Genomic DNA, 22,876 nt, shown 5'->3' with positions numbered 1-22,876 from the left:
AACCGGCGAGGGCTACTCCTTGTCGAAGCTGGCGAAGTAGGTGGCCACCATGTCCTTGTCGCCGTGCCCCTGCGCCTCGGCGCGGCGCAGGCGCTCACCGGCCGCCGCCACCATGTCCAGCCGCACCCCGGCCGACTCGCCCGCCTGGGTGATCAGCCGGGTGTCCTTCTCGGCGTTGTGCACGGTGAAGGACGGCTCGAAGTCGCCCTCCTGGATGGCCTTCGACTTGGCCTGGAAGTAGACGTTGTCCAGCGGGCCGCCGGTGATCACCTCGCGGATCAGGCCGGGATCGAGGCCGAGCCCCTTGGCCAGGGCCAGGGCCTCGGCCACGATGCCGGTCATCGAGATGGCGTAGCTGACGGCGGCCATCTTGAGCTTGGTGCCGGTGCCCTGGGCGCCGTCCTCGCCGAGCCAGAGGGTGCGCGAGCCGACGGCGTCGAACACCGGGGCGAGCGCCTGCCTGGCCGGCTCGGGGGCGGCCGCCAGGATGACCAGCTTGCCCTGTTCGGCCGGCTGCCTGGTGCCCTGGACGGGCGCGTCGGCGAAGGTCAGCCCGTGCTCGGCGGCCAGGGCGGCCAGGCGGTCGACCGCCGCCACGCCGACCGTGCTCATCTGCGCCCACACCTGGCCGGGGCGGAGCGCGGGCGCGGCGGCGGTCATCGCCGCGTGCACGGCGTCGCCGTCGCTGAGCATCGTGACGATCACGTCGGCGCCCTCGACCGCCTCGGCGGGGGAGCCGGCGACGACGGCGCCGTCGGCCGCCAGCGGCTCGGCCTTGTCCCGCGTGCGGTTCCACACCCTGACCGGCAGGCCGGCCCTGAGCAGGTTGCGGGCCATGGGAGCGCCCATGAGCCCGGTCCCGAGTACTGCGACTTCAGTCATGAGGATCACCCTACGACGGCCCCGTCCGGCGGCTTCGGCGAGGTACGGCGTCCGGATGCGAGGATGGCGGCCATGGGACCTTCGCGGATCGTCGCCGTACGCCACGGGGAGAGCCAGGCGAACCTGGCACACGCGCAGGCCGGCGACCGGCCACTGGTCTACGAGCGGGGCGACCACGAGGTGACGCTGACCGAGCTCGGCCGGCTCCAGGCGCGGGCGCTCGGCCGGATGCTGGCCGGGCTGCCCGCCGGCGAGGCGCCCGAGGAGGTGTGGTGCTCCCCCTACCTGCGGGCGCTCGACACCTGGAAGACCGCCCAGGAGACCTGGGGCGCCGGCGCGCTGCCGGTGACCGTGGACGAGCGGCTCAGAGACCAGGAGTCGGGCGCGTTCGCGCGGTTCAACCTGGCCGCCATCGGCGAGCGTTTCCCCGGCGAGGTGCGGCGGATGCGGGCCGAGGGGGCCTACGCCTACCGCCCGCCCGGCGGCGAGTCGCTGGCCGACGTGGTGGTCCGGCTGAAGGACTTCCTGCACGGGCTGAGCGCGGCGGCCGACGGGCGGCGGGTGCTGATCGTCGCCCACGACTCGGTGGTGCTGGCCCTGCGGCACGTCGTGGCCGGGCGGGACGACGCCGACCTGGCCGACGTCCTGCGGTTCGCGCCGGTGCTGAACGCCTCGGTGTCGGTCTGGCGGGCCGCGGGCGCGGGGTTCGAGGTGGTGGCGTTCAACGACGTCACCCACCTAGATCCCGCTTGAGCCGCAGCAGCCGCGCCCGCCGCGCGTGGGCCTGCCCGGCCAGCACGGCGCTCACCACCACGAACGCCAGCCCGAGCGCCAGCGCGCCGGGGGCCACGGCGGCGACGAGCGCGGCGGTGAGCAGGGCGGCGGCCAGGGCGATCCAGCCGGCGATCACCCGGTCGCGGGCGAACAGCGGCGTCCTGCGCGTGCTGAGCCAGCCGCCGTAGCAGGCCCAGGCCAGGCAGAACGCGGTGAGGGCGGCGAAGGCCAGGTGCGTGCGGCCGGGCAGCGGGCCGGGCTCGGTCCACCACAGGGCGCAGACGAAGACCGTCCCGGCGGCGCCGGCGAGCAGGGCGGTCAGGGCGCGCACGCGCCGCCACGGCGACAGCGACGGTTCGAGGCGCTCGATGATCTGGTCGGCGGTCAGGCGCGGCTCATCGGTCATGGTCGATCTCCTTCAGGTGGACGCGCAGGAGGCGGCGGGCGCGGCTGAGCCGGGACTTGACGGTCCCCGCCGGAATGCCGCAGATCTGGGCGCACTCCTCGACCGGCAGGTCCTCCAGGTAGTGCAGGACGAGGATCTCCCGCTCGGGAAGGGGCAGGGCGGACAGGGCGGCGACCAGGCCGGCGCGGTCCACGACGGCGTCGGCCGGGTCGTCGGTCACCGGCTCCGGCCCGGCCGCGTTCTCGGTCGTGCTCTCGGTCCGGGCGTACTCGGCGCGCAGGCGGTCGGTGACCGCCCGGCGGGCGATGGTGAACACCCAGGGCGTGAACCGTCCGGGGTCGCGCAGCCGGGGCAGGCCGCGCACGACGGCCGCCCAGATCTCCTGGGTGACGTCGTCGGCCCGCCCGGCGTCCAGCATGCGCCGGACGTAGGTCCAGACCGGCGTGTGCCAGCGGTGCACGAGTTCGTCGATCGCCGCACGCTCGCCCAGCTGGGCGCGTACGACGAGCAGCTCATCGGTCATGTCGTCCTTCCGTCACCCTGCTCAGTCGGGCGGGAGGGCGACCCGGTTCACGTCTCGACGACGAGGTCGGCGCGCTCGCGGGTGCGGTCGGCGGCGAACCAGGCGCGTTCGGCCGCGAACCACTGCCGCCAGCGGGGTTCGAGCTCGGGGCCGTCGCGGTCGAGGACGCGCCGCAGCCGCACGGCCTCGGGGGCCTCCACCCAGACGGTGAAGGCCAGCATCCGGGCGGCCGACCGGCGGGCGGTGCCGACGCCCTCGACGACCAGCACGGGCGCGGCCGGCACGGCGACCTGGTCGGCGTAGCGCTCGCGCACCCAGTCGTACCTGCGGAAACCGGCCGGGCGGCCGTGCCGCAGCGGTTGCAGGACCTGCTCGTCCAGCAGGCGGAACCAGGCGCCGGGGCCGTCGTCCCAGTGGACGGGGAAGTCGTCGCTGTGGATCACCTGGCAGCCGAGCGCCGCGCCGAGCCGGCCGGCGAACGTGGTCTTGCCCGAGCCCGCCGGGCCGTCGACGGCCACCAGGCGGACGGGCCCGCACGAGGGCGGCAGGGCCTGGATGCGGCGGGCCAGGGAATTCACCGGACCAGGGTAGGCGATGGTGGACGGCCGCCTGAGAGAATATTCTTCCGGCCCAACGCAAGCTGGAGGTTGACCTTGCTCGGACCCCTCGGCGACGTCGTCGTCCTCGATCTGTCCAGGGCCCTCGCGGGGCCGCACGCCGCGCAGATGCTCGGCGACCTGGGCGCCCGGGTGATCAAGGTGGAGCATCCGGACGGCGGTGACGACTCGCGCGGATGGGGGCCGCCCTTCGTCGGGCCCGACCACGACATCTCGACCTACTTCCTGGCGGCCAACCGCAACAAGCAGTCCATCGCGGTCGATCTCAAGTCCGCCGAGGGCAGGCAGCTCATCGAGCGGCTCGTCCGCCAGAGCGACGTGCTGATCGAGAACTTCCGCACCGGCGTGCTCGACCGGCTGGGCTTCCCCGTCGAGCGCCTGCACGAGCTCAACCCGCGGCTGGTCGTCCTGTCGATCACCGGGTTCGGCCACGACGGGCCCGAGGGCGGCCGGCCGGGCTACGACGTGATCGCCCAGGGCGAGGCGGGGCTGATGTCGCTGACCGGGCCCTCGCGCGAGGAGCCGTACCGGGTGGGCGCATCGATCGCCGACCTGCTGGCCGGCATCCACGGCGCGTACGGCGTGGCGGCGGCCCTGTACGAGCGCGAGCGCACCGGCCGGGGCCGGGTGGTGCGCACGTCCCTGCTGGCCGCGGTCACCGGCGTCCACTCCTACCACGGCACGGCCTGGACGGTCGGCGGCCAGGTCCCCGGCGCCAACGGCAACCACCACGCCTCCATCGCCCCCTACGGCGCCTTCCGCTGCGCCGACGGCATGCTGCAGATCGCCGTGGCGAACGACGGCCAGTGGAAGAAGGTCGCCAAGCTACTCGACATCGACCCTGATGTGGCGAAATATGCGACCAACAGGCAGAGATTCGCACACCGGGACGAGCTGATCGCCGACATGGAGAAGGCCCTGGCCGACCACGACCGCGCCCACTGGCTGGCCAGGCTGGGCGAGGCCGGTGTGCCCGCGGGCGCGATCAGGTCGATCGACGAGGTCTACGCCTGGGAGCAGACCCGCTCCCAGGGGCTGCTGGTCGAGGTGGACCACCCCGTGCTCGGCCCGATCGAGCTTCCCGGGCCGCCGCTGCGCTTCGACGGCCTGCCCGCGGCCGAGCACACCGCGCCCCCCGCACTCGGCCAGGACGGCGAGGCCGTGCTCGCCTGGCTCGAAGAGCGGGAGGGATGATCGGCAATTCCCGGCTCCGGCATGTACCCTCGTGCGTCACCATGGCATCATCGGTTGATCGTTAGGAGCGATAGTGAGCCGTCCGGACGCGCGCACACTGATCGAAGCGGTCCTCGACAGGGGGTCGTGGAAGTCGTGGGACGCGCCGCCCGCCGACCCGGCGGAGCCCGGCTCCTCCTATGCCGAGGAGCTGGCCGCGGCCCGCGTGAAGTCCGGCTACGACGAGTCGGTGATCACCGGCGAGGGGCTGCTCGACGGCCGCAGGGTCGCCGTCGTGGTCTGCGAGTTCTCCTTCATGGCGGGGTCGGTCGGGGTCGCCGCGGCCACCCGCATCGCGGCCGCGGTCGAGCGCGCCACGCGTGAGCGACTGCCGCTGCTGGCCGCCCCGGCCTCGGGCGGCACCCGGATGCAGGAGGGCGCGCTGGCGTTCGTCCAGATGGTCCGGATCACCGTTGCGGTGCAGGAGCACCGCGCGGCCGGGCTGCCGTACGTCGTCTACCTGCGCCACCCGACGACGGGCGGTGTGCTGGCCTCCTGGGGCTCGCTCGGGCACGTCACGGCGGCCGAGCCGGGGGCGCTGATCGGGTTCCTCGGGCCGCGGGTGTTCGAGGCGCTGCACGGCTACCCCTTTCCCGAGGGCGTCCAGGTGGCCGAGAACTTCTACGAGCACGGCCTGGTCGACGCCGTCGTGTCGGCCGACGACGCCCGCAGGGTCGCGATCAGGGCCCTTTCCGTGCTGTGCGCCGTCCGTACCGGCGTCGAGGCGGGCGAGCCGCCCGCGGAGGACCTGCGGCCGGTGGAGGCGTGGGAGGCGATCACCCGCTCGCGCCGCGACGACCGTCCGGGCGTGCGCACGCTGCTCAAGCTCGCCGCCACCGACGTGACGCCGCTCAGCGGCAGCGGCGCCGGCGAGAACGAGCCGGGGCTCGTGCTGGCGCTGGCCAGGTTCGGGTCGGCGCCCGCCGTGGTGCTCGGCCAGGACCGGCGCAGACAGCGCCGGCGCTCGCCGCTCGGCCCGGCCGGGCTCAGGGTGGCCAGGCGTGGCATGCGCCTGGCGGCCGAGCTGGGGCTGCCGCTGGTCACCGTGGTCGACACCGCGGGGGCCGACCTGTCGAAGTCGGCCGAGGAGGGCGGGCTGGCCGCCGAGATCGCCCGCTGCCTGGCCGAGCTGGTCACCCTCGACGCGCCGACCGTGTGCCTGCTGCTCGGCGAGGGCGCGGGCGGGGCGGCGCTGGCGCTGCTGCCGGCCGACCGGGTGTTGTGCGCGCAGCACGCCTGGTTGTCGCCGCTGCCGCCGGAGGGCGCCTCGGCCATCCTCTACCGGTCGGTCGACTTCGCCCCCGAGATCGCCCAGGCCCAGCACATCCGGGCCACCGACCTGCGGCGCGACGGCATCGTCGACCGGGTGATCCCCGAGCTGCCGGACGCCGCCTACGAGCCCAGGCAGTTCTGTGAGCGCGTGGGGCGGGCGCTGGAGCACGAGATCGCCAAGCTGCTGGAGGTGGCCCCGGCCGACCGCCTGGCGGCCCGTCTGGCCCGCTACCGCGCCCTGGGCTGACCGCCTACGGCACGGGGATGCGTTCGACGCGGATGGAGAAGACCTCCTCGCGCGGCACGACCACCTCGTACGCGCCGTGGTCGACCATCCAGTAGCCGAGCGCCTCGGCCTTCATGCCGCTGTGGCCGGTGTAGGCGATGTGCAGGCCGTCGTCGTCCTCGTCGAGCACGATGCACGGCTCGCCGCCGAAGGCGCCGACGGTGCGGACGAGCACCAGCCACTCCAGCCGCGACCTGGCCACCACCCGCCGCCAGTAGCCCGAGGCGGGCTCGAAGCCGTCGAGCTCCACCTCGCTGAACAGCACGACCTGGTCGTTGTCCGGGCCGAGCGCGGCCGGCAGCGTACGCTCGCCGAAGCGGGCCACGAAGCCGGAGGCGACCGGCGTGATCTCCTCGCTCATGCGGCGGGCCGCCAGGTCAGGCCGTCGTAGCCGGCGAAGGGCCGCTCGCCCTCGCCGGCGACGTGGACGATCTCCGCCCCCGCCGGGATCGGCATCGGGACGGTGTGGAACTGCGGCACCACGTGGTCGGGCGAGGTGGTGAACCCGTTGCCGGCGAACGGCGGCACGTCGCTCCAGTCGCCGCCCATGTGCGGGCCGTAGGGCACCGCGTAGGTGTCGACGTCGCGGGCGTGCCAGCGCATCAGGTAGAGCTCGGGGACCTCGGGGAACAGCTCCGAGCCGTCGAAGGACAGGTCGAGGCCGTGGTAGAGGGCCGCCGGCGTGGTCAGCCTGACGCAGTCCTGGACACGGTAGACGTAGCCGGAGATCACGGTGCGCTTGCCCGACAGGTACGGCACGAGCAGACGCGGCGGCACGACCTTCTGCATCTGCGTTCCGCTCATGGCTCTACTTTACGGTCGGTTGACCCTTGAGCACCCGGTGATCCAGACACGGGAGCATGGCCCTGGCGGTCGCCGTCCATTCGGTGTCGAGGCGGACGAGCTGGACCCCAGGACCGGTGCCGAGGTCGGCCCGGACCACTCCGAGCGGATCGACCAGCATGCTGCGCCCCACGCCGAACCCGTCCTTCGACTCCTCCGGGTTGGGCGCCTGGCCGACGGCGGCCGTCCACATCGTGTTCTCCAGGGCCCGTGCGCGGACCAGCGTGACCCAATGGTCCTCCTTCAGCGGGCCCGACCCCCAGGCGGCGATCACCGCGAACAGGTCGGCGCCCTTGTCGACCAGCGCCCTGGTCAGCTCGGGGAAGCGGATGTCGTAGCAGGTGACCAGCCCGACGCGCAGCCCGGCCAGCTCGACCACGGTCGGCTCGGCGCCCGGCGCCACCATGTCGGACTCCTTGGAGCCGAAGGAGTCGAACAGGTGGATCTTCCGGTAGGCGGCCTTGATCTCGCCGTCGGGGCCGATCGCCACGGCCGTGTTGTGCACCTTGGCGCCGGCCGGGCCCTCGCCCGGCTCGAACACGCCGGCGATCACCGCCAGGCCGTGGGTGCGGGCCGCCTCCGACAGCCCCGCCACGAACGGCCCGTCGAGCGGCTCGGCCAGCTCGGTGACGCGCCTGCCGTAACGGGTGAGCGTGGCCTCGGGGAAGATCGCCAGGTCGGCGCCCTCGGCGCGGGCGAGCGCCTCCCTGGCCCTCTTGAGGTTGGTGGCCGGGTCAGGAGAGACCGGAATCTGGCAGAGGGCGATTGTGGTCACGGCCCGACTCTAACCGGTTGGGCACCAGTCGAAACCAGGTCAGGCACCGCCAGATCCACTCAAGTGGGCCGTACCGAAATCTGGTGAGCCACCATCCGCTGAACAACGTCTGCGCCACCACGGTCGTCAGCGCCACCGCGAGCACCGGCCAGCGGGTGGCGCCGGTCTTCAGCGGGACCGTGCACAGCGCGATCACCGCCGTGCCCGTGACGTAGTTCGTCAGCGCCATCCGGCCCAGCGGCTCCAGCAGGGCCGACGACCACGGCCGCAGCGCCAGCAGCAACCCGCTGGTGTACGCCGCCGCCCCCGACAGCGCGGCCACGCTGTAGACGGTCCAGTCGCCCGCCCCCGGCGCCTCCGCGACGCCCGCCCAGGTGACCGTCAGGACCAGGGAGGTCAGCGCCGCGGCCGCGAACACGGGGGCCAGCAGGCTTCTCGGCGGCCGCAGCCGCATCAGCCCCATGCCGACCAGGAACAGGCCCGGGATGAGCGACGGGCCCGCGCCGTGCCAGGTGGCCCAGACGGTCGCCACGACGCCGAGCGCCAGCACCGGCAGGCCGCCCGGCAGGAACGAGGCGGGCAGCAGCACCACCAGGCCGTAGAGGGCGTAGTCGGTCAGCACCTCGCCCTCGTAGAAGGTGTGCTGGAGCAGGCCGAAGCAGGCCAGCCAGGCCAGCCTGCGGGCCAGCGCCCAGCGGCTTCCCGAACGGTCGAGGAACAGCACGAAGCTGATGCCGAACAGCAGCGAGAAGATCGGGTAGAAGCGGCTCTGGAACAGGGCCTCGATCGTGCGGTCGATGCCGGTGTAGGGCTCGTGGCTCGCGTGCTGCCAGGTGTTGACCAGCATGATGCCGCCCACCGCGAAGCCGCGGAGGGCGTCCAGCTCACGGATGCGCGTCACAGGAACCAGGTGAACCACCATACGAGGAATCCGGCGCCGGCGACCGCCGCCACGATGTGCGGCCACCGCCGTGCCTGGAACAGGGCCGCGACGCTCAGCACGGCCGAGGCCACCGCGATCCATGTGTACAGGCCGCCGACCGAACCGGGGACGCCGACGGCCAGCGCCGTCTCGTTCCTGCTCGCCATACCGTAGACGGCCTGGCCGGTCAGCCCGGCGAACGCCACGCCGGCCAGCCCCGCGAAGGCGGTCATCGCCCTGCCGCGCAGCGCGCCGGCGGCGAGCTGGACGAGCGCGACGAGCACGAACAGCGCGAAGGGCGCGGCCAGCCAGGGCGCCTGCGAGATCCCGTACGGCGCGCCGGTGACGTGCGTGTCGGCGAGCCGGAGCGTCGGCGGCTGGGCCGGGTCGGGCTCGCACGGCTTCGGCGGCACGCGTCCCGGGGCCTCGACGAATTCGGCGATGTGCTTCCTGGCGCACGCGCTGCTGAGGAAGACGGCGTGGCTGCCGCGGAACGTCTCGAACCGGGCTCCGGGGATGGCCCTGGCGGCGGGTCCGGCCGTCCTCGCGGGGGTGGTGGGGTCCTGTTCGCCGCCGACGACGTAGACGGGGGTCTCGGGGACGGCGTTCACGGGGGCGGATTTGGGAAGTTGCCACGCATCACACACCGCTTTGTCCCCATTTACTGTGAAAAGTCGGGATCTGGTGGTGAAGGTGTTGAACGGCACCTCGTCCTGGCACTGCACCGCGTGGTACAGCCCGAACTCGTGCGACACCAGCCCCTCGCCCACCGCGTCGGCCAGCGGCCGCAGCAGCTCGTCGTGCCCCTCGGCCAGCCCGCCGACCAGCGCGGGCGCCACGGCCGACACGTCGGCCTCGTGCAGCGCCTCGGCGAGGACGGTGGCCACGTCGTCGCCGGACATCGTCGCCGTGAACGGCCGGCCGAGCAGCGGATCGGTGGTCGGCACCCGGGCGGGGGAGCGGTTGAGCCTGGCCACCAGCCGGTCGAAGGCGTCGCCCGCGCCGAGCGCGGCCATGGTGTCGCGCAGGTTGCGGTCGGCGTCGTCGTACCAGGCCACGGACTCGGGCAGGAATGAGTCCAGCACGACCGACCGCACGCCCTGCGGGTCCGCCGCGGCGACGTCGGTCATGACGCGGGTGGAGTAGCTGACGCCGAACAGGTTCCAGGAGGGGTGGCCGAGCGCCTGGCGCAGGGCGACCACGTCGGCGGCGATCTCTTTGGTGTTGTAGCCGCGCAGGTCGATGCCCTGCTCCTGGAGGCGGGCGCGGCAGCGCCGGGCCGCCGCGCCCACGTCGGCGGGCGGTCTGCGCAGCCGTCCGAGCAGTGCCTCGGCCGTCTCGGGGCAGCCCAGCACCGGGCGGGAGTACTTCCCGCCGCGCTGCTCGATCGTCACCACGTCGCGGTCGGGGAACATCTGGCTCAGGAACCCGGTGAGCTGCAGCGACGACGACGCCGGCCCGCCGCCCATGTAGACGATCGGGTCCGGCCTGCGGCCGGGGGCGGTCGAGGTGTGCACGGCGTACCCGACCTTGATGGTCCGGCCCGGCGCGTCGCGGCGCTCGGGGACCAGCAGGAATCCGCAGACGGTGTGCTCCGGCACGGCGACCGGGCAGGGCGCGGCCTCCACGGGAGGGGGCGTGTCACGCGTGACGAGGGGAACGCTCAGGGCGAGGGCTAGCACGACCCGGATGATCACGAGACGAGACTAATAGTGTGGGGGCGTGACCGAACCACTTGTTTCCAGGATGCGCGCTTTCGGCACGACGATTTTCGCCGAGATGAGCGCGCTCGCCGTGCAGACCGGTTCCATCAACCTCGGACAGGGCTTCCCCGACACCGACGGCCCGGCCGCCATGCTCGACCGCGCCGTGCAGGCGATCATCACGGGCGCCAACCAGTACCCGCCGGGGCCCGGGGTGCTGGAGCTCCGGCAGGCGGTCTCGGAGCACCGGATGGCCCACTACCGGCTCGACTACGACCCGGCGGGCGAGGTGCTGGTCACCGTGGGCGCCACCGAGGCCATCGCGGCCAGCGTGCTGGCGCTGTGCGAGCCGGGCGACGAGGTGATCGCGTTCGAGCCGTACTACGACTCCTACGCGGCCTCGATCGCGCTGGCCCAGGCCAGGCTCGCGGCCGTGACGCTGCGTCCGGTGGACGGCCGCTTCACCTTCGACCCCGACGAGCTGCGCGCCGCCGTCACGCCGCGTACCCGGGCGATCCTGGTCAACTCACCGCACAACCCGACAGGGACCGTCTTCACCAGGGACGAGCTGACCGTCATCGCCGAGCTGTGCCAGGAGCACGGCCTGATCGCGATCACCGACGAGGTCTACGAGCACCTCACCTTCGACGGCGTCGAGCACGTCCCGCTGGCCACGCTGCCCGGCATGCGCGAGCGCACGGTCATGATCTCCTCGGCGGGCAAGACGTTCTCGGTCACGGGCTGGAAGACCGGCTGGGTGTGCGCGCCGCCCGAGCTGGTGCGGGCGGTCTCGACGGTCAAGCAGTTCCTCACCTTCACCGCGAGCGCGCCCTGGCAGCTCGCGGTGGCGTACGGGCTGCGCACCGAGCTGGAGTGGGTGGCCGCGCTGCGCGCCGGGCTCCAGGACAAGCGCGACCGGCTGATGGACGGGCTGACGGCGGCGGGCTTCGAGGTGTTCGGGCCGGCGGGCACGTACTTCGTGCAGACCGACATCCGGCCGCTGGGCTTCACCGACGGCCTGGAGCTCACCCGCCGCCTGCCCGAGCTGGCCGGGGTGGTGGCCATCCCCACGCAGGTCTTCTACGAGCATCCCGAACGCGGCCGGCACTTCGTCCGGTTCGCGTTCTGCAAGAAGGACGAGGTCATCGACGAGGCGGTGACCCGGCTCAAGCGCCTGTCGCAGGGGTAGCCCGGCGCAGGCCGTCGAACAGCACGGCCAGGGCCCTGGCCCGCAGGTCGTCGCTCCAGTCGTGGTGCTGCGCCGCCAGGCAGGCGGCGCTGAGCAGGGCGAGCAGCTCCGCCATGCCCACGTCCGGCCGCACCGCCCCCGCCCGCTGCGCCCGCTCCAGCAGCGCGCTGATCGCGCCCTTGATGTCGGGCGCGCCCGCCTTGGCGTCGATGCCCGCGCTGGTCAGGGCGTCGACCAGGATCTTCTTGACCGTCGAGTAGGCCACGATGCGGTCGAAGAACTCGAAGAAGGCCGCTCCGGCGTCGGCGGCGCCGGCCAGCTCTTCGGCCATCTCGGCCAGGCGCTCCTGCCGGTCGGTCACGATCGCCGCGTACAGGGCCTCCTTGGTGGGGAACTGGCGGTAGATCGTCCCCACGCCCACGCCGGCCAGCGCGGCGATCTCCCGCATCGAGGCGTCGAGCCCGTCGCGGGCCAGCACGACCTCGGCCGCCTCCAGCACGCGGGCGCGGTTACGCCGGGCGTCGGCACGCATGGGCCCCTCCTCGCGTTGACATCCGGAACCGTTGTTCCGTATCGTTCCCGGCATCCAAGCGGAACAGTCATTCCGATTCTAGGGGCATTCGTGGACTTCCAGACCATGGGACGTTCCGGGCTGCGCGTCTCCCGCGCCTGCCTCGGCACCATGAACTTCGGCACCGAGCACGGCCTGGCCGCGGGCGACGCGACCGAGGCGGGCCGCGTCATCGACGCCTACCTCGACGTGGGCGGCAACTTCATCGACACCGCCGACCTCTACCACCGGGGCGAGACCGAGGAGATCATCGGCCGGGCGCTGCGCGGCAGGCGCGAGTGGGTCGTGCTGGCCACCAAGGGCGCCATGCCGGTCGGCCCGGAGCGGCGGGGCCTGTCCAGGCGACACCTGACCCGCGCCCTGGAGGCCAGCCTGCGCCGCCTCGGCACCGACCACATCGACCTCTACCAGTGCCACCAGTGGGACCCGGGCACGCCGATCGAGGAGACGATGGCCACCCTCGACGGCTTCGTCCGCTCGGGCAAGGTGCGCTACCTCGGCTGCTCCAACTTCACCGCCGCCCAGATCGTCGAGGCGCAGTGGGCGGCCGAGCGGGTGGGCGGCACGCCGTTCGTGAGCCTGCAACCGCAGTACTCGCTGCTCGAACGGGTCGTCGAGGCCGAGATCCTGCCCGCCTGCGCCCGGTTCGGTCTCGGCGCGGTCGTGTACGGCGCGCTCGGCGGCGGCGTCCTGACCGGCCGCTACCGGCGCGGCGAGATCCCCGACCCGGACAGCCGCATGGGCCGCCTGCTCGGCGCCGCGATGCCCGGCGCGGCCCGCTGGGCGCAGTCGCTGCTCAACGACCGCAACCTGGCCGTCGCCGAGGGGCTGGCCGAGGTCGCGGCCGGCCTGGGGGCCGACCCCGCCGCGGTCGCCCTGGCCTGGGTCGCGGGGCGTCCCGGCGTCACGTCGGTGCTGCTCGGGCCGCGTTCGGTGCGGCAGCTGCGGGAGAACCTGGCCGCCTTCGACCTCACCCTCCCGCCGGAGGCGGTCACCCACCTGGACGACCTCTCCGACCCCGCCCACACCCCCGCCGACGCCTCCTCCTTCCACCTCGTCCCCCGCTGACCCCGAACCGGCGTAACCGAAAGGTCGCGGAGAGTAAAGTGTCCTCCGTGGTATCGCCGTGATACCGTCTCCGACCTACGATGAGGGCATGGCCATGACCCTTCGCCTGAACGACGAACAGACCGAGGCTCTTCGCAAGCGTGCCGAGTCGGAGGGGCGCAGCATGCAGCAGATCGTGCTGCGTGCGATCGAGGAATACCTGGAGCGCGCCTCCGACGACGAGATCACCGACGCTCTGGCGGAGAAGGGCGCCAAGCGATTCGCGGACCTGTTGCGCAGGCTGGGCGAGTGATCCGCCACGTCAGCCTCGAACAAGGGCTTCGGATCGCCCGGGTCGCGGTGGGCTGCCCCGTTCAGGTGCGCGACCTCGGGCTCCTGGAGGCCGCGCTCCTGCGGCCGCGGACCTCGCTGTTCGGGCATGATGCCTATCCCGACCTCATGACCAAGGCCGCGGCCCTCCTCCACTCGATCGTCACCAATCATCCGCTCGTCGACGGGAACAAGCGCGCGGGCTGGCTCACGACCTACGTCTTCCTCGCGAAGAACGGAATCGAGCTCGACCCGGCCGACGACGACGCCTACGACCTGGTCGTCGCCGTCGCCTCCGGCAAGCTCGACGACGTGACGGAGATCGCTGAGGCGCTGCGCACGTTCATGAGGTGAGTTTGACCGGGAGGCGGCGTTGGCGGATGGCGGTGCGGACGGCCTTGGCGAGCTGGTCGTACTCGGCCGCGCGGGCCGAGGAGGCGCGGTAGGCCAGGCCGATCGTGCGCCCGGGGGCGGGGGTGGCGAAGCGGCGCAGCGCCAGGCGTACCCGCTTGCCGGTCTCCACCGGCACGGCCGACTCCGGCAGCAGCGTCACGCCGAGGCCGCCCGCCACGAGCTGCACCAGCGTCGGCAGGCTGGTCGCGTACGTGGTCGCGGTGGCCCGCGCGCCCACCTCGCGGCACACGTCGATGGCCTGTTCGCGCAGGCAGTGGCCCTGGTTGAGGAGTACGATGTCCAGGCCCTTGAGCGCGTCGCGGTCGAGCGGCGCGGGGTCGGCGGCCAGGGGGTGGTCGTGCGGGAGGGCCAGCAGGAACTCCTCGTCGTAGAGCGGCGCCTCCACCAGGCCGCCCACGTCCGTCGGCAGGGCGAGCAGCACCAGGTCGAGCCGCCCCTCGCGGACCTCCTCCAGGATCGTGTCCGTCTTGGCCTCGTGGACGGTCAGCTTGAGCTGCGGGAAACGCTGGGCGAACATGGGCAGCAGCGCGGGCAGCACGTACGGCGCCACGGTGGGGATCACGCCGAGGTGGGCGGGGCCGCTGAAGGGCTCGCGGTTCTGGGCGGCCTCGCCCATCAGGTCCTCCACGGCGGCCAGCACCCGCCAGGCGTGCTCGGCCACGCGCTCGCCGGCGGAGGTGAGCAGCACCTTCCGGGTGGTCCGCTCCAGCAGCTGCGTGTCCAATATCTCCTCCAATGAGGAGATATTTCCGGACAGGGTGGGTTGGCTCATCTTCAGTGCCGTCGCCGCCTCCCTGAAGTGGAGATGCTCGGCCACGGCGAGGAAGGAACGCAGCTGAGCGAGGGTGGGCATGGGCTCACTGATAGGAATCACCTCTCAGATTGGTCCAACTACTCGATTTCTCGAATCAATGGTAGGTGCGGCAACGTAGGTGCCCTGACCCGCACTTCCTCCGAAGGAGTAGGAACTTGCTCACCGTCGGTGACCGCTTCCCCGAGTACGAACTCACGGCCTGTGTCGACCTCGACCCCGACAAGGCGTTCGCTGAGATCAACCACAAGACCTACGAGGGCAAGTGGCGCGTGGTGTTCTTCTGGCCGAAGGACTTCACGTTCGTCTGCCCGACCGAGATCGCCGAGTTCGGCCGTCTCAACGGCGAGTTCGCCGACCGTGACGCCCAGGTTCTCGGCGTCTCGATCGACTCCGAGTTCGTGCACCACGCCTGGCGCAAGAACCACGAGGACCTGCGCGACCTGCCCTTCCCGATGCTGAGCGACATCAAGCGCGAGCTGTCGCAGGCCTGCGGCGTGCTCGGCCAGGACGGCGTCGCCCAGCGCGCCACGTTCATCGTCGACCAGAACAACGAGATCCAGTTCTCGATGGTGACCGCCGGTTCCGTGGGCCGCAACGTCAAGGAGGTCCTGCGGGTCCTCGACGCCCTGCAGTCCGACGAGCTGTGCCCGTGCAACTGGAACAAGGGCGAGGCCGGCCTGGACGCCCAGAAGCTGCTGGCCCAGTGAGCGTCGACACCCTGAAGTCGCTCCTGCCCGACTACGCCAAGGACACCAGGCTCAACCTGGGCTCGGTCACGACCACCTCGTCGCTGACCGACCAGCAGCTCTGGGGCACCGTCCTGGCGTGCGCCCTGGCCACCAGGTCGGCGCGGGTCATCGCCGAGCTCTCGCAGGACGCCGCCGACAACCTGTCGGCCGAGGCGTTCACCGCCGCCAAGGCGGCCGCGTCGATCATGGCGATGAACAACGTCTACTACCGCGCCACCCACCTGATCGGCGACGAGACGTACGCGACGCTGCCGGCCAGGCTCCGGATGACCGTGATCGGCAACCCGGGCGTGGACAAGACGGACTTCGAGCTGTGGTGCCTGGCGGTCTCCGCGATCAACGGCTGCGGCCGCTGCCTGGAGTCGCACGAGCAGGTGCTGCGGGGCGCGGGGATGCCGCGTGAGCAGGTCCAGGAGGCGCTGCGGGTGGCCGCGGTGATCAACGCCACCGCCGCGACGGTGGAGGCCGAGGCCGCGCTCCAGACGGTCTGACCTCCCCGCGGAACCACGGAAGCGTGGAACCGCGACAGCGCAGAACCGAGAAGGCGGGTGCCCGTACGGGTGCCCGCCTTCGACGTGCGCGGGGAGGCGTGCGCGGGAGGCGCGCATGGGAGACGTGCGCGGGAGGGCGGCCCTGGCTGCTCTGTGGCCTAGCTGCTTTGGGGCTCGTCGAGCGGGGTGAGCGCCTGGCTGGCCTGCTCGTGCTCCAGCCCCGTGGCCTGCAACAGGTCCACCGCGATCGACCGCAGCTGCGCGATGATGACGTGCGCCGAGAAGCCCAGCCGCTCGGGCCGTTCCCGGCCGGCCACCGCGAGCAGCGCCTGCCGCGCCAGCAGGGGATCGCGTCCGGCGGCCAGCTCCAGTTGCAGCAGCAGCGCCGCCTCCGAGACCTCCCGCATCGCCTCGGCCAGCGCCGTGGGCGGCGGGCTCGCCTCGCCCAGCGCCGCCAGCGTGCGGCGGACCATCACGCGGGCGTTGCGCAGGGCCAGGTCGACGGGCGTGGCGGCGGTCTCGTACCGGGCCAGGGCGGCCCGGCGATGCCAGTGCAGCGGCGAGATCATGGTGATCTCCTTGCTGGTCTCCAGCGCCATCGCGAACTCCTCGACGGCGGCCTGCGTCGTCCGCGCCTCCTCCAGCGCCTCGGCGGCCAGGTCGACGTCCCGCTTCTCGATCGCCTCCGCCGCCTGCTCCAGGACGGTGGACAGCGCGTCCAGCACTCCCGACAGGTGTTTGGCCGCGATCGTGAACGGGCTGGCGGGCATCAGCGCGACCGCCGCGACGCCGATGACGCCTCCGGTGAGGGCGTCGGCCATGCGGTCGAGGCCGCCGGCGTTCTCGCCGGGCAGCAGCGTGGCCACCAGCACCGCCGAGGAGCCCGCCTGCGCGACGAACAGCGCCCCGCCGTTGAGCAGCAGCGCGACGGCCATGGCCAGCCCGACGACCAGCGCGAGCTGCCAGGGCCCCGAGCCGATCCAGGACACCAGCAGGTCGCCGACGCCGACGCCGAGGCTCACGCCCACCACCAGCTCGGCGACGCGCCGCAACCGCTGGCCGAGCCCCACGCCGACGCAGATCAGCACGGAGATCGGCGCGAAGAACGGCCGGGCGTGCCCGAGCAGGTCGACGGCGACGATCCAGGCCAGCGCCGCGCCCACCGCGCACTGCGCGATCGAGGGCGCCATGAGACCGAACGTGCCCAGTCGTTCCCTTACGTGATCGCTGAGCCTCGTTCGCACCTTTTCACCCTGGCGGATCTTTGTGACATTGAGGTCACGTTTGCCCAGTCACGTCCGGCTGAACCACGCCGGGGGCGAGCCGCCTGCGGACGAACACGATGACCGCGACCACGACCGGCGTGGCCATCCACACGTACGTGGAGTCCTCGCCGACGCCGAAGGCCAGCACCGCGCTGACCGCCCAGAGCACGCCGCAGCCCCAGTACACCCAGGCCGAGGTGGCCATGCGCCGCCTGCTCGCGTTGGCGTTGAGCAGCCCCTGTGTCAGGGCCAGCGTGAACAGCGCGCCCTGGCAGAACATCAGGATCGCCTCCGTCCCCGCGAACAGCGCCAGGGCCAGCCCCTTGGACGCCTGGACGTCGACGTCGGCCGCCGACATCTCGCTCCACAGGTTCATCGTGTACGGCAGGAACGCCGAGAACAGCAGCAGCGGCACGTGCAGCAGCAGGACCGGCTGGGAGACCCGGTGGAGCTGGTCGAAGAGCGTGTGGTGGGCCCGCCAGCTGAACCACAACATGAGGAAGGCCAGCACGAACGCCGCGAACGAGCCCTGGTGATGGCTCAGGAAGCCCGCGAGGTCACGGAAGTCGTCCTCCGCGGGGCGGGGGATCTCCAGGACGAGCAGCGTGATCGCGATCGCGAAGACCGCGTCGCTGAACATCCCGACCCGCTCCGGGGTCATGCCGGGACGGGGGGCCTGTGGGGGGCTGGACACAGCGGGTCTCCGTGGATCGTGGGGGGTGACCAGCATAGAGGCCCGGACGTCCCGGGGCTCACCTGTCCAGGAAGGCGTCCACCGCGGCCAGGAAGGCGGCCCGTTCGGTGGCGTGGACGAGGTGCCCGGCCTCGATCGTGACCAGCTCGGCGCCGGGGATCAGGCGGGCCAGCCCGGGGGCGTCGAACGGGCTCAGCCGCCCGCCCGACAGCACCAGCGTGGGCGCCGTGATCTTCCCCAGCTCGGCGGCCAGCGCGGGGTCGGGGTCGACGATGTACGGCTCGGTCTGGTGCATCATCCGCCAGTCGAACCCGGTGGAGTCGTCCTCCACGAGCGGCTGCCGTCCCTCGATCGGGTACGGCGCCGTGACGTCCTCCAGCACCAGCCGCTCGACCCGCTCGGGGTGGCGCATGGCCACGTGGTAGGAGACCATGCCGCCGAGCGAGTGCCCGACCAGCCGGACGCGGTCGAGGCCCAGGTGGTCGAGGAGCGCCACGACGTCCTCGGCCATCGTGCCCACCGCGTACTCGCCCGGACGGTCGCTGGCCCCGTGGCCGCGCAGGTCGGGGGCGAGGACGTGGTGACGGGCGGCGAAGTGCTGGGTGATGCCGTTCCAGTCGTTGTGGTTCGCGGTACGGCCGTGGAGCAGGACCAGCGGCGGAGCGGCGGGATCGCCCTCCTCGCGGTAGACGAGCTTGATGCCGTTGACGTGGGCTTCGCGAATCACATCCGGGAACACTACCTTCGGTGCCTTTGAGCGCTTCAAGGTTCCGCCGAGAGCTTGACCAGCCAGCGGACCTTGACATCGCCGCGGCCGTTCATGGGCAGACATTGCCCATGAACCCCGCCGGGCCGCTCGGCTAGCGTCGCGACGGTGGGGAAGCCGGTACTGGAGAAGGGGCAACGCATGCCGGACCCGATTGAAGTGCGAAAGGTGCCGATCGAGAGCGTGACCGACGCCTCCGGGCTGTCGCGGCTCATCGCGGACGGGGTGATCGAGGCGCACCGGGTGCTCGCGGTGATCGGCAAGACCGAGGGCAACGGCGGCGTCAACGACTACACGCGCATCCTGGCCGACCGGGCCTTCCGCGAGGTCCTGGCCGAGCACGGCCACCCGGCCCCCGAGAGCGTGCCGCTGGTGTGGTCGGGCGGCACCGACGGCGTCCTCAGCCCGCACGCCACCGTCTTCGCCACCACGGCGGACGCGCCGATGAGCGACGAGCCGCGCCTGTCGGTGGGCGTGGCGATGAGCGAGGTGATCCTGCCCGAGGACATCGGCCGTCCGGCGATGGTGGAGAAGGTGGCCGCCGGGGTGCGGGAGGCCATGAAGATCGCCGGCATCGACGACCCGCGCGACGTGCACTACGTGCAGACCAAGACGCCGCTGCTCACCCTGGCCACGATCACCGAGGCCAGGAGCCGCGGCCAGGACACCGCCATCGAGGAGACCGGCCCGTCGATGGACCTGTCCAACTCCACCACCGCGCTCGGCATCGCCGTCGCGCTCGGCGAGATCGACATGCCGCGGGCCGACCAGATCCACAAGGACCTGTCGCTGTACTCGTCGGTGGCGTCGTGCTCGTCGGGGGTGGAGCTGGACCGGGCGCAGATCGTGCTGGTGGGGAACGTACGCGGCATCGGCGGGCGCTACCGCATCGGGCACAGCGTCATGAAGGACGCGCTCGACGCCGACGGCATCTGGGAGGCCATCAGGGACTCCGGGCTGCCGCTGCCGGACCGCCCCCACCCCTCCGACCTCGGCGGACGGCTGGTCAACGTGTTCATGAAGTGCGAGGCCGACCCGTCGGGACGGGTGCGCGGCCGGCGCAACATCATGCTGGACGACTCCGACGTGCACTGGCACCGGCAGATCAAGGCGGCCGTCGGCGGGGTGGCGGCCTCGGTCACCGGCGACCCCGCGGTGTTCGTCTCGGTGGCCGCCGTGCACCAGGGGCCGTCGGGCGGCGGGCCGGTCGCGGCCATCGCCGACCTCGGCTGACCCACCTCGGCTGACCGACCTCGGCTAACCGGCCGGACTCGGCGGGCACCAGGGGAGCACGGTCACCTCGGGCCACGCCTCGGCGCAGCGCGCCGCCTTGGCCTCGTAGACCTCGCGCGGCGCCTGCCGGGGGTTGGGACGCAGCACGAGGTTGAAGGCGTCGGCCACGCCGTAGGGGGCGTAGATCCGCCACGCCCCCGAAGGGGTGAGCCGGACGCCGATCGCGCTCGTGGTGCTGGGGAAGGAGTCGATCGCGGCCTCGGAGCTGTCGTAGGGCGGGCACGGCACGCCGAAGCGGCTCTCGTACCACAGGTGGACGCGGGCCTCGTTGCGGATCTCCACCGGCACGTCGCAGAACAGCTCCCGCCCGGCCCTGATCGCGCGGTCCTCCGCCTCCCACGACAGGTCGGACGGATCGTAATAGATCAGGTCGTAGTCTTTGACGCCGTAGCCCGGCGGTCGGCCGGTCACGTGGTTCCAGATCGCCTGGACGACCGCGCCCGCCGCCAGCCACCAGCCGGGCAGGCCGAGCGCGAGAGCTCCGCCGAGCACCCGCACCAGGACCGGGTCGGTCTCCAGCACGGCCCGCACGGCCGCCGTCTGCTCGTCGAGGGGGAGCCGAGAGATCCGCACCGCCCCTGTCTAGCACCCCGCCCCGACAGAACACCGCCGGACCGCCGTTCGGGCGCCTCCAGGAACGGGGGCGGTGGGGCCCGCGGGTAGTCTCGTTCGTTGTGCCGACCATCCCACAGCCACTCGACCCCGACGACGACGGCAGCGCCGCCCCCGCCGTGGCCGCCGCCCTGGCCGCCTACGAGGCGGGCGCGTGCGGCCCCGCCGACGTGCTGGCCGCGCTGAGCGGCGCGCGGCTGCTGGTGCCGGTGGTCGCCCTGCTGACCGAGTCCGAGGTCGGTGAGCACGGGCTGCGCCAGGAGAAGGAGAGCGAGATGGCGCTGCCCAAGCTCGTCGGCCAGGACGGCCGGCACGCGGTGCTCGCCTTCACCGGCACCGACGCGCTGACCAGGTGGCGCAAGGACGCCCGCCCGATCCAGACCGGCACGCTCCAGGTCTGCCGGGCGGCCGTGCACGAGGAGGCCGCGGCGGTCGTGGTCGACGTGGCCGGGCCGGTGCAGTTCGTGATCGAGGGCGAGGTGCTGAGGGCGCTGGCCGCGGTCGAGTCCGGCACCGTCGACCAGCTCGGCGGCGTCACCGTCGCCAGGATGGAGCCCGCCCCGCCCCGCCGCCGCTGGTTCTCCCGCCGTAACGGCTGAACACCGCTTGCTTCCGCACGCTGAACCCGCGCCACCCCACAGCAGCGGCTGATCACCGCGCCCTCCCGTGAGCCGGGCGCGGCGAACGCCCCCGGCCGGTGGCGGGCACCGGCCGGGGGCGTTCGCCGGACGTCGTCAGGAGACGGTCAGGTAGAACCCGGTGTCGGCCGCCACGCCGTCGGCGAGCTGGCTGTAGACCGCGACCGCCCGGTAGTGCCCGCCGCAGACCGCAGCCTCACGCTGCACCGACAGCGAGCGCGGGTAGGTGGACCGGCCGATCGGCGTCACGTGGATCGCCAGGTCGCCGTCGTAGTCGACGTCCTCGCCGAGGATCACGCAGTACGTCCCGCGGAACATGCGCCTGACCTCCTCGACGTTCTTGCTGGCCGTCTCCACGCCGTCCGCCCTGACGGTGGCGGAGGCCTGGGCGTACGGAGTGTCCGCGTACGCCGCCGCAGGCGTCAGGACGGCGGCCGCGACGAGCGCGACGCCGGCGGCGCGCCGGATGATGTTCATATGGGTGCTCCCTCGGTTCTCGGTCAGGAGATGGTCAGGTCGAAGCCGCCGTCGGCGAGCCGGCCGGTGCTGGTGTCGTAGACGCCGACGGTGATGGTGTTGGACTCGTGGCAGGTCGCCGACGAGTTCCGGTAGGCGATGAACGGCAGGCGGCGGGGCGCCCGCGGGGTGATCTGGATCACCGCGGCGGACGTGGTGACGTGCCTGTCGACCATCACGCAGTAGCGGCCGGTCGAGGCCCGCCACGTCTTGAGGATGTTCTTGCCGTTGTTCAGCTCGCCGTCCGCGTCGACGATCGCCGCGGCCCGCGCGTACGGGGCCTGCAGGTCGGCGTACGCGGCGGGGCCGGTCATGATGAGGCTTGCGGCGCTCAGCGCGAGGCCGCCGGCCAGGATGCCACGGAACATGGGTCTTCCTCTCGGTCACTCTTCCGGGGGGCCACGACAGAAAGTAGGTTCCTGACCACCCCCGCAGCCGCGTGCCACCCCGGCCCGGACGATCAAAGTTCCTTGGGGGATCGCCCCCGAACCCATGACCGCCGGCGCGCGTCGCGGCCCTCCGTCCGGGGCGCGAGGGCCCGCCGGGACGGGGGTTCGCTCTTGGCGCACGCCATACCCGGGCCGCCCGCCGCGATCCCGGGACGGCCGCCGGGCCGCCGCATTAGTGTCTGCTCGTGGTCGCACTGATGGCGCTGCTCGGTCTGGTCGCCGGACACCAGGTCAGGGCGCTGGCCGACGCCTACGACGACCTCGCGTCCCCGCCGTCCTGGCCGCCCGGCGTCGAACTGCTGACCGCCGCGGTGACGGCGCTGACCGCCTGGCTCGCCGGGCCGCCGTACGCGGGGCTCGCGCTGGCCGGCACGGCGCTGGCGGTCATCGACTGGCGTACCAGCCTGCTGCCCGACGCGATCACGCTGCCCGCGTACCCGATCATCGCACTGACCCTGCTGCCCACCGGGGAGCTGCCGCGCGCGCTGCTCGGCGCGGCGGCGCTGGCGGCCGTCTACGGCCTGCTGTGGTTCGCCAGGCCGGCCGCGATGGGCCTCGGCGACGTCAAGCTGGCCGGGCTCATCGGCATGGCGGCGGCGGCGATGAGCTGGCAGACGTGGGTGGCCGCGGCGTTCGCCGGGCAGGTGCTCGGCGCGCTCTACGCGGTCGCGCTGCTGCTCACCGGGCGGGGCGACCGGCACACCCAGTTCCCCTTCGGGCCGTTCATGCTGCTCGGTGCTTTCGTGGCGCTCTGTCTCGGCTGGTGAACGACGGACATCCCACCCGGCCGCACGTGGAAGAC

The 22,876-nt window shown here is 72.7% G+C and carries 29 protein-coding genes; 12 read left to right on the top strand and 17 right to left on the bottom strand.

From position 1 onward, the window contains the following. Nucleotides 1–12: 12 nt before the first annotated feature. Nucleotides 13–882 carry an NAD(P)-dependent oxidoreductase gene (locus ABZ459_RS02370; RefSeq protein WP_357964786.1) on the bottom strand — a complete coding sequence of 290 codons (870 nt, stop codon included), beginning with the start codon at nucleotides 880–882 and terminating at the stop codon, nucleotides 13–15. Nucleotides 883–954: 72 nt separating this feature from the next. Here ABZ459_RS02370 and ABZ459_RS02365 point away from each other — a divergent pair, with 72 nt between their 5' ends. Then, complete coding sequence (locus tag ABZ459_RS02365; RefSeq protein ID WP_357964784.1) at nucleotides 955–1,635, top strand: histidine phosphatase family protein; 681 nt, start codon at nucleotides 955–957, stop codon at nucleotides 1,633–1,635. Here ABZ459_RS02365 and ABZ459_RS02360 read toward each other — a convergent pair. Genes ABZ459_RS02360 through ABZ459_RS02350 form a run of 3 tightly spaced genes read right to left on the bottom strand, consistent with a single transcriptional unit; the run spans nucleotide 1,613 to nucleotide 3,163 of the window. Beyond that, complete coding sequence (locus ABZ459_RS02360; protein WP_357964782.1) at nucleotides 1,613–2,062, bottom strand: hypothetical protein; 450 nt, start codon at nucleotides 2,060–2,062, stop codon at nucleotides 1,613–1,615. The genes ABZ459_RS02365 and ABZ459_RS02360 overlap by 23 nt on opposite strands. Next, nucleotides 2,052–2,585, bottom strand: a complete 534-nt coding sequence (locus ABZ459_RS02355) for a sigma-70 family RNA polymerase sigma factor (protein ID WP_357964780.1) — start codon at nucleotides 2,583–2,585, stop codon at nucleotides 2,052–2,054. The genes ABZ459_RS02360 and ABZ459_RS02355 overlap by 11 nt, the downstream gene beginning before the upstream one ends. Before the next feature lie 47 nt (nucleotides 2,586–2,632). Then, on the bottom strand, nucleotides 2,633–3,163 hold the full coding sequence (locus tag ABZ459_RS02350; protein ID WP_357964779.1) for an AAA family ATPase: 531 nt from the start codon (nucleotides 3,161–3,163) through the stop codon (nucleotides 2,633–2,635). Nucleotides 3,164–3,238: 75 nt separating this feature from the next. Between ABZ459_RS02350 and ABZ459_RS02345 the strand changes: the two genes are divergently transcribed. Then, the gene (locus ABZ459_RS02345) at nucleotides 3,239–4,396 is read left to right on the top strand and encodes a CoA transferase (protein ID WP_357964777.1); all 1,158 of its coding nucleotides are present in this window, start codon (nucleotides 3,239–3,241) and stop codon (nucleotides 4,394–4,396) included. 73 nt (nucleotides 4,397–4,469) lie between these two features. Continuing rightward, nucleotides 4,470–5,954, top strand: coding sequence for a carboxyl transferase domain-containing protein (locus ABZ459_RS02340; protein ID WP_357964775.1), 1,485 nt, complete (start codon nucleotides 4,470–4,472; stop codon nucleotides 5,952–5,954). Between the two features lie 4 nt (nucleotides 5,955–5,958). Here ABZ459_RS02340 and ABZ459_RS02335 read toward each other — a convergent pair whose 3' ends face one another. The 5 genes from ABZ459_RS02335 to ABZ459_RS02315 are packed head-to-tail and all read right to left on the bottom strand — an operon-like array spanning nucleotide 5,959 to nucleotide 10,230. Then, entirely contained in the window at nucleotides 5,959–6,354 is a 396-nt protein-coding gene (locus ABZ459_RS02335; RefSeq protein ID WP_352363918.1) for a hypothetical protein, read from the bottom strand. Beyond that, nucleotides 6,351–6,797 (bottom strand): hypothetical protein, encoded by a 447-nt coding sequence (locus tag ABZ459_RS02330; RefSeq protein ID WP_357964773.1) that lies wholly within the window; start codon nucleotides 6,795–6,797, stop codon nucleotides 6,351–6,353. The genes ABZ459_RS02335 and ABZ459_RS02330 overlap by 4 nt, the downstream gene beginning before the upstream one ends. A gap of 4 nt (nucleotides 6,798–6,801) precedes the next feature. Then, nucleotides 6,802–7,611 (bottom strand): carbon-nitrogen hydrolase family protein, encoded by an 810-nt coding sequence (locus ABZ459_RS02325; RefSeq protein WP_357964771.1) that lies wholly within the window; start codon nucleotides 7,609–7,611, stop codon nucleotides 6,802–6,804. Continuing rightward, nucleotides 7,571–8,512, bottom strand: coding sequence for a DUF418 domain-containing protein (locus ABZ459_RS02320; RefSeq protein WP_357964769.1), 942 nt, complete (start codon nucleotides 8,510–8,512; stop codon nucleotides 7,571–7,573). The genes ABZ459_RS02325 and ABZ459_RS02320 overlap by 41 nt, the downstream gene beginning before the upstream one ends. After that, a complete protein-coding gene (locus ABZ459_RS02315; protein WP_357964768.1) occupies nucleotides 8,509–10,230 on the bottom strand; it encodes an alpha/beta fold hydrolase in 1,722 nt (573 codons plus the stop codon). Before ABZ459_RS02315 ends, ABZ459_RS02320 begins: the two co-directional genes overlap by 4 nt. A 25-nt stretch (nucleotides 10,231–10,255) precedes the next feature. Between ABZ459_RS02315 and ABZ459_RS02310 the strand changes: the two genes are divergently transcribed. Next, complete coding sequence (locus tag ABZ459_RS02310) at nucleotides 10,256–11,425, top strand: pyridoxal phosphate-dependent aminotransferase (protein WP_357964767.1); 1,170 nt, start codon at nucleotides 10,256–10,258, stop codon at nucleotides 11,423–11,425. Here ABZ459_RS02310 and ABZ459_RS02305 read toward each other — a convergent pair. Further along, on the bottom strand, nucleotides 11,403–11,957 hold the full coding sequence (locus ABZ459_RS02305; protein ID WP_357964765.1) for a helix-turn-helix domain-containing protein: 555 nt from the start codon (nucleotides 11,955–11,957) through the stop codon (nucleotides 11,403–11,405). The genes ABZ459_RS02310 and ABZ459_RS02305 overlap by 23 nt on opposite strands. Before the next feature lie 90 nt (nucleotides 11,958–12,047). Between ABZ459_RS02305 and ABZ459_RS02300 the strand changes: the two genes are divergently transcribed. The 3 genes from ABZ459_RS02300 to ABZ459_RS02290 all read left to right on the top strand — a co-directional run bounded on the left by ABZ459_RS02300 (nucleotide 12,048) and on the right by ABZ459_RS02290 (nucleotide 13,727). Continuing rightward, complete coding sequence (locus ABZ459_RS02300) at nucleotides 12,048–13,064, top strand: aldo/keto reductase (protein ID WP_357964763.1); 1,017 nt, start codon at nucleotides 12,048–12,050, stop codon at nucleotides 13,062–13,064. A gap of 88 nt (nucleotides 13,065–13,152) precedes the next feature. After that, nucleotides 13,153–13,356, top strand: a complete 204-nt coding sequence (locus tag ABZ459_RS02295) for a DUF6290 family protein (protein ID WP_357964761.1) — start codon at nucleotides 13,153–13,155, stop codon at nucleotides 13,354–13,356. Next, nucleotides 13,353–13,727: a type II toxin-antitoxin system death-on-curing family toxin gene (locus ABZ459_RS02290; RefSeq protein WP_357964759.1), complete on the top strand. Its 375-nt coding sequence runs from the start codon at nucleotides 13,353–13,355 to the stop codon at nucleotides 13,725–13,727. The genes ABZ459_RS02295 and ABZ459_RS02290 overlap by 4 nt, the downstream gene beginning before the upstream one ends. Here ABZ459_RS02290 and ABZ459_RS02285 read toward each other — a convergent pair. Beyond that, a complete protein-coding gene (locus ABZ459_RS02285) occupies nucleotides 13,717–14,640 on the bottom strand; it encodes a LysR substrate-binding domain-containing protein (RefSeq protein WP_357964757.1) in 924 nt (307 codons plus the stop codon). The two genes, ABZ459_RS02290 and ABZ459_RS02285, sit on opposite strands and share 11 nt — an antisense overlap. A gap of 116 nt (nucleotides 14,641–14,756) precedes the next feature. Here ABZ459_RS02285 and ABZ459_RS02280 point away from each other — a divergent pair, with 116 nt between their 5' ends. Both ABZ459_RS02280 and ABZ459_RS02275 read left to right on the top strand, forming a co-directional pair. Next, a complete protein-coding gene (locus ABZ459_RS02280) occupies nucleotides 14,757–15,308 on the top strand; it encodes a peroxiredoxin (RefSeq protein WP_357964755.1) in 552 nt (183 codons plus the stop codon). Beyond that, nucleotides 15,305–15,841 (top strand): carboxymuconolactone decarboxylase family protein, encoded by a 537-nt coding sequence (locus ABZ459_RS02275; protein WP_357964753.1) that lies wholly within the window; start codon nucleotides 15,305–15,307, stop codon nucleotides 15,839–15,841. The genes ABZ459_RS02280 and ABZ459_RS02275 overlap by 4 nt, the downstream gene beginning before the upstream one ends. A gap of 158 nt (nucleotides 15,842–15,999) precedes the next feature. Here ABZ459_RS02275 and ABZ459_RS02270 read toward each other — a convergent pair whose 3' ends face one another. The 3 genes from ABZ459_RS02270 to ABZ459_RS02260 all read right to left on the bottom strand — a co-directional run bounded on the left by ABZ459_RS02270 (nucleotide 16,000) and on the right by ABZ459_RS02260 (nucleotide 18,527). Then, entirely contained in the window at nucleotides 16,000–17,031 is a 1,032-nt protein-coding gene (locus ABZ459_RS02270; protein WP_357964751.1) for an FUSC family protein, read from the bottom strand. An 88-nt stretch (nucleotides 17,032–17,119) separates the two neighbouring features. After that, on the bottom strand, nucleotides 17,120–17,800 hold the full coding sequence (locus ABZ459_RS02265) for a TMEM175 family protein (protein WP_357964749.1): 681 nt from the start codon (nucleotides 17,798–17,800) through the stop codon (nucleotides 17,120–17,122). 58 nt (nucleotides 17,801–17,858) lie between these two features. After that, complete coding sequence (locus ABZ459_RS02260; RefSeq protein ID WP_357964747.1) at nucleotides 17,859–18,527, bottom strand: alpha/beta fold hydrolase; 669 nt, start codon at nucleotides 18,525–18,527, stop codon at nucleotides 17,859–17,861. 180 nt (nucleotides 18,528–18,707) lie between these two features. Here ABZ459_RS02260 and ABZ459_RS02255 point away from each other — a divergent pair, with 180 nt between their 5' ends. Further along, nucleotides 18,708–19,799 carry a ring-opening amidohydrolase gene (locus tag ABZ459_RS02255; RefSeq protein WP_357964746.1) on the top strand — a complete coding sequence of 364 codons (1,092 nt, stop codon included), beginning with the start codon at nucleotides 18,708–18,710 and terminating at the stop codon, nucleotides 19,797–19,799. Nucleotides 19,800–19,823: 24 nt separating this feature from the next. On the opposite strand, the gene ABZ459_RS02250 is transcribed toward ABZ459_RS02255, so the two are convergent. Then, complete coding sequence (locus ABZ459_RS02250) at nucleotides 19,824–20,432, bottom strand: nucleotidyltransferase family protein (protein WP_357964744.1); 609 nt, start codon at nucleotides 20,430–20,432, stop codon at nucleotides 19,824–19,826. 101 nt (nucleotides 20,433–20,533) lie between these two features. Here ABZ459_RS02250 and ABZ459_RS02245 point away from each other — a divergent pair, with 101 nt between their 5' ends. Continuing rightward, nucleotides 20,534–21,070 (top strand): SseB family protein, encoded by a 537-nt coding sequence (locus ABZ459_RS02245; protein ID WP_357964742.1) that lies wholly within the window; start codon nucleotides 20,534–20,536, stop codon nucleotides 21,068–21,070. Between the two features lie 135 nt (nucleotides 21,071–21,205). On the opposite strand, the gene ABZ459_RS02240 is transcribed toward ABZ459_RS02245, so the two are convergent. After that, nucleotides 21,206–21,586 (bottom strand): hypothetical protein, encoded by a 381-nt coding sequence (locus tag ABZ459_RS02240; protein ID WP_357964741.1) that lies wholly within the window; start codon nucleotides 21,584–21,586, stop codon nucleotides 21,206–21,208. Nucleotides 21,587–21,609: 23 nt separating this feature from the next. Further along, nucleotides 21,610–21,993 carry a hypothetical protein gene (locus tag ABZ459_RS02235; protein ID WP_352363953.1) on the bottom strand — a complete coding sequence of 128 codons (384 nt, stop codon included), beginning with the start codon at nucleotides 21,991–21,993 and terminating at the stop codon, nucleotides 21,610–21,612. Between the two features lie 266 nt (nucleotides 21,994–22,259). Here ABZ459_RS02235 and ABZ459_RS02230 point away from each other — a divergent pair, with 266 nt between their 5' ends. After that, on the top strand, nucleotides 22,260–22,841 hold the full coding sequence (locus tag ABZ459_RS02230; RefSeq protein WP_357964740.1) for an A24 family peptidase: 582 nt from the start codon (nucleotides 22,260–22,262) through the stop codon (nucleotides 22,839–22,841). Nucleotides 22,842–22,876: the final 35 nt, after the last annotated feature.

It is taken from the genome of Nonomuraea sp. NPDC005692 (assembly GCF_040631115.1).
Lineage (GTDB): Bacteria > Actinomycetota > Actinomycetes > Streptosporangiales > Streptosporangiaceae > Nonomuraea.
The sequence above is the reverse complement of the archived record's forward strand: the minus strand, read 5'-3'. Positions and strand labels throughout refer to the sequence as shown.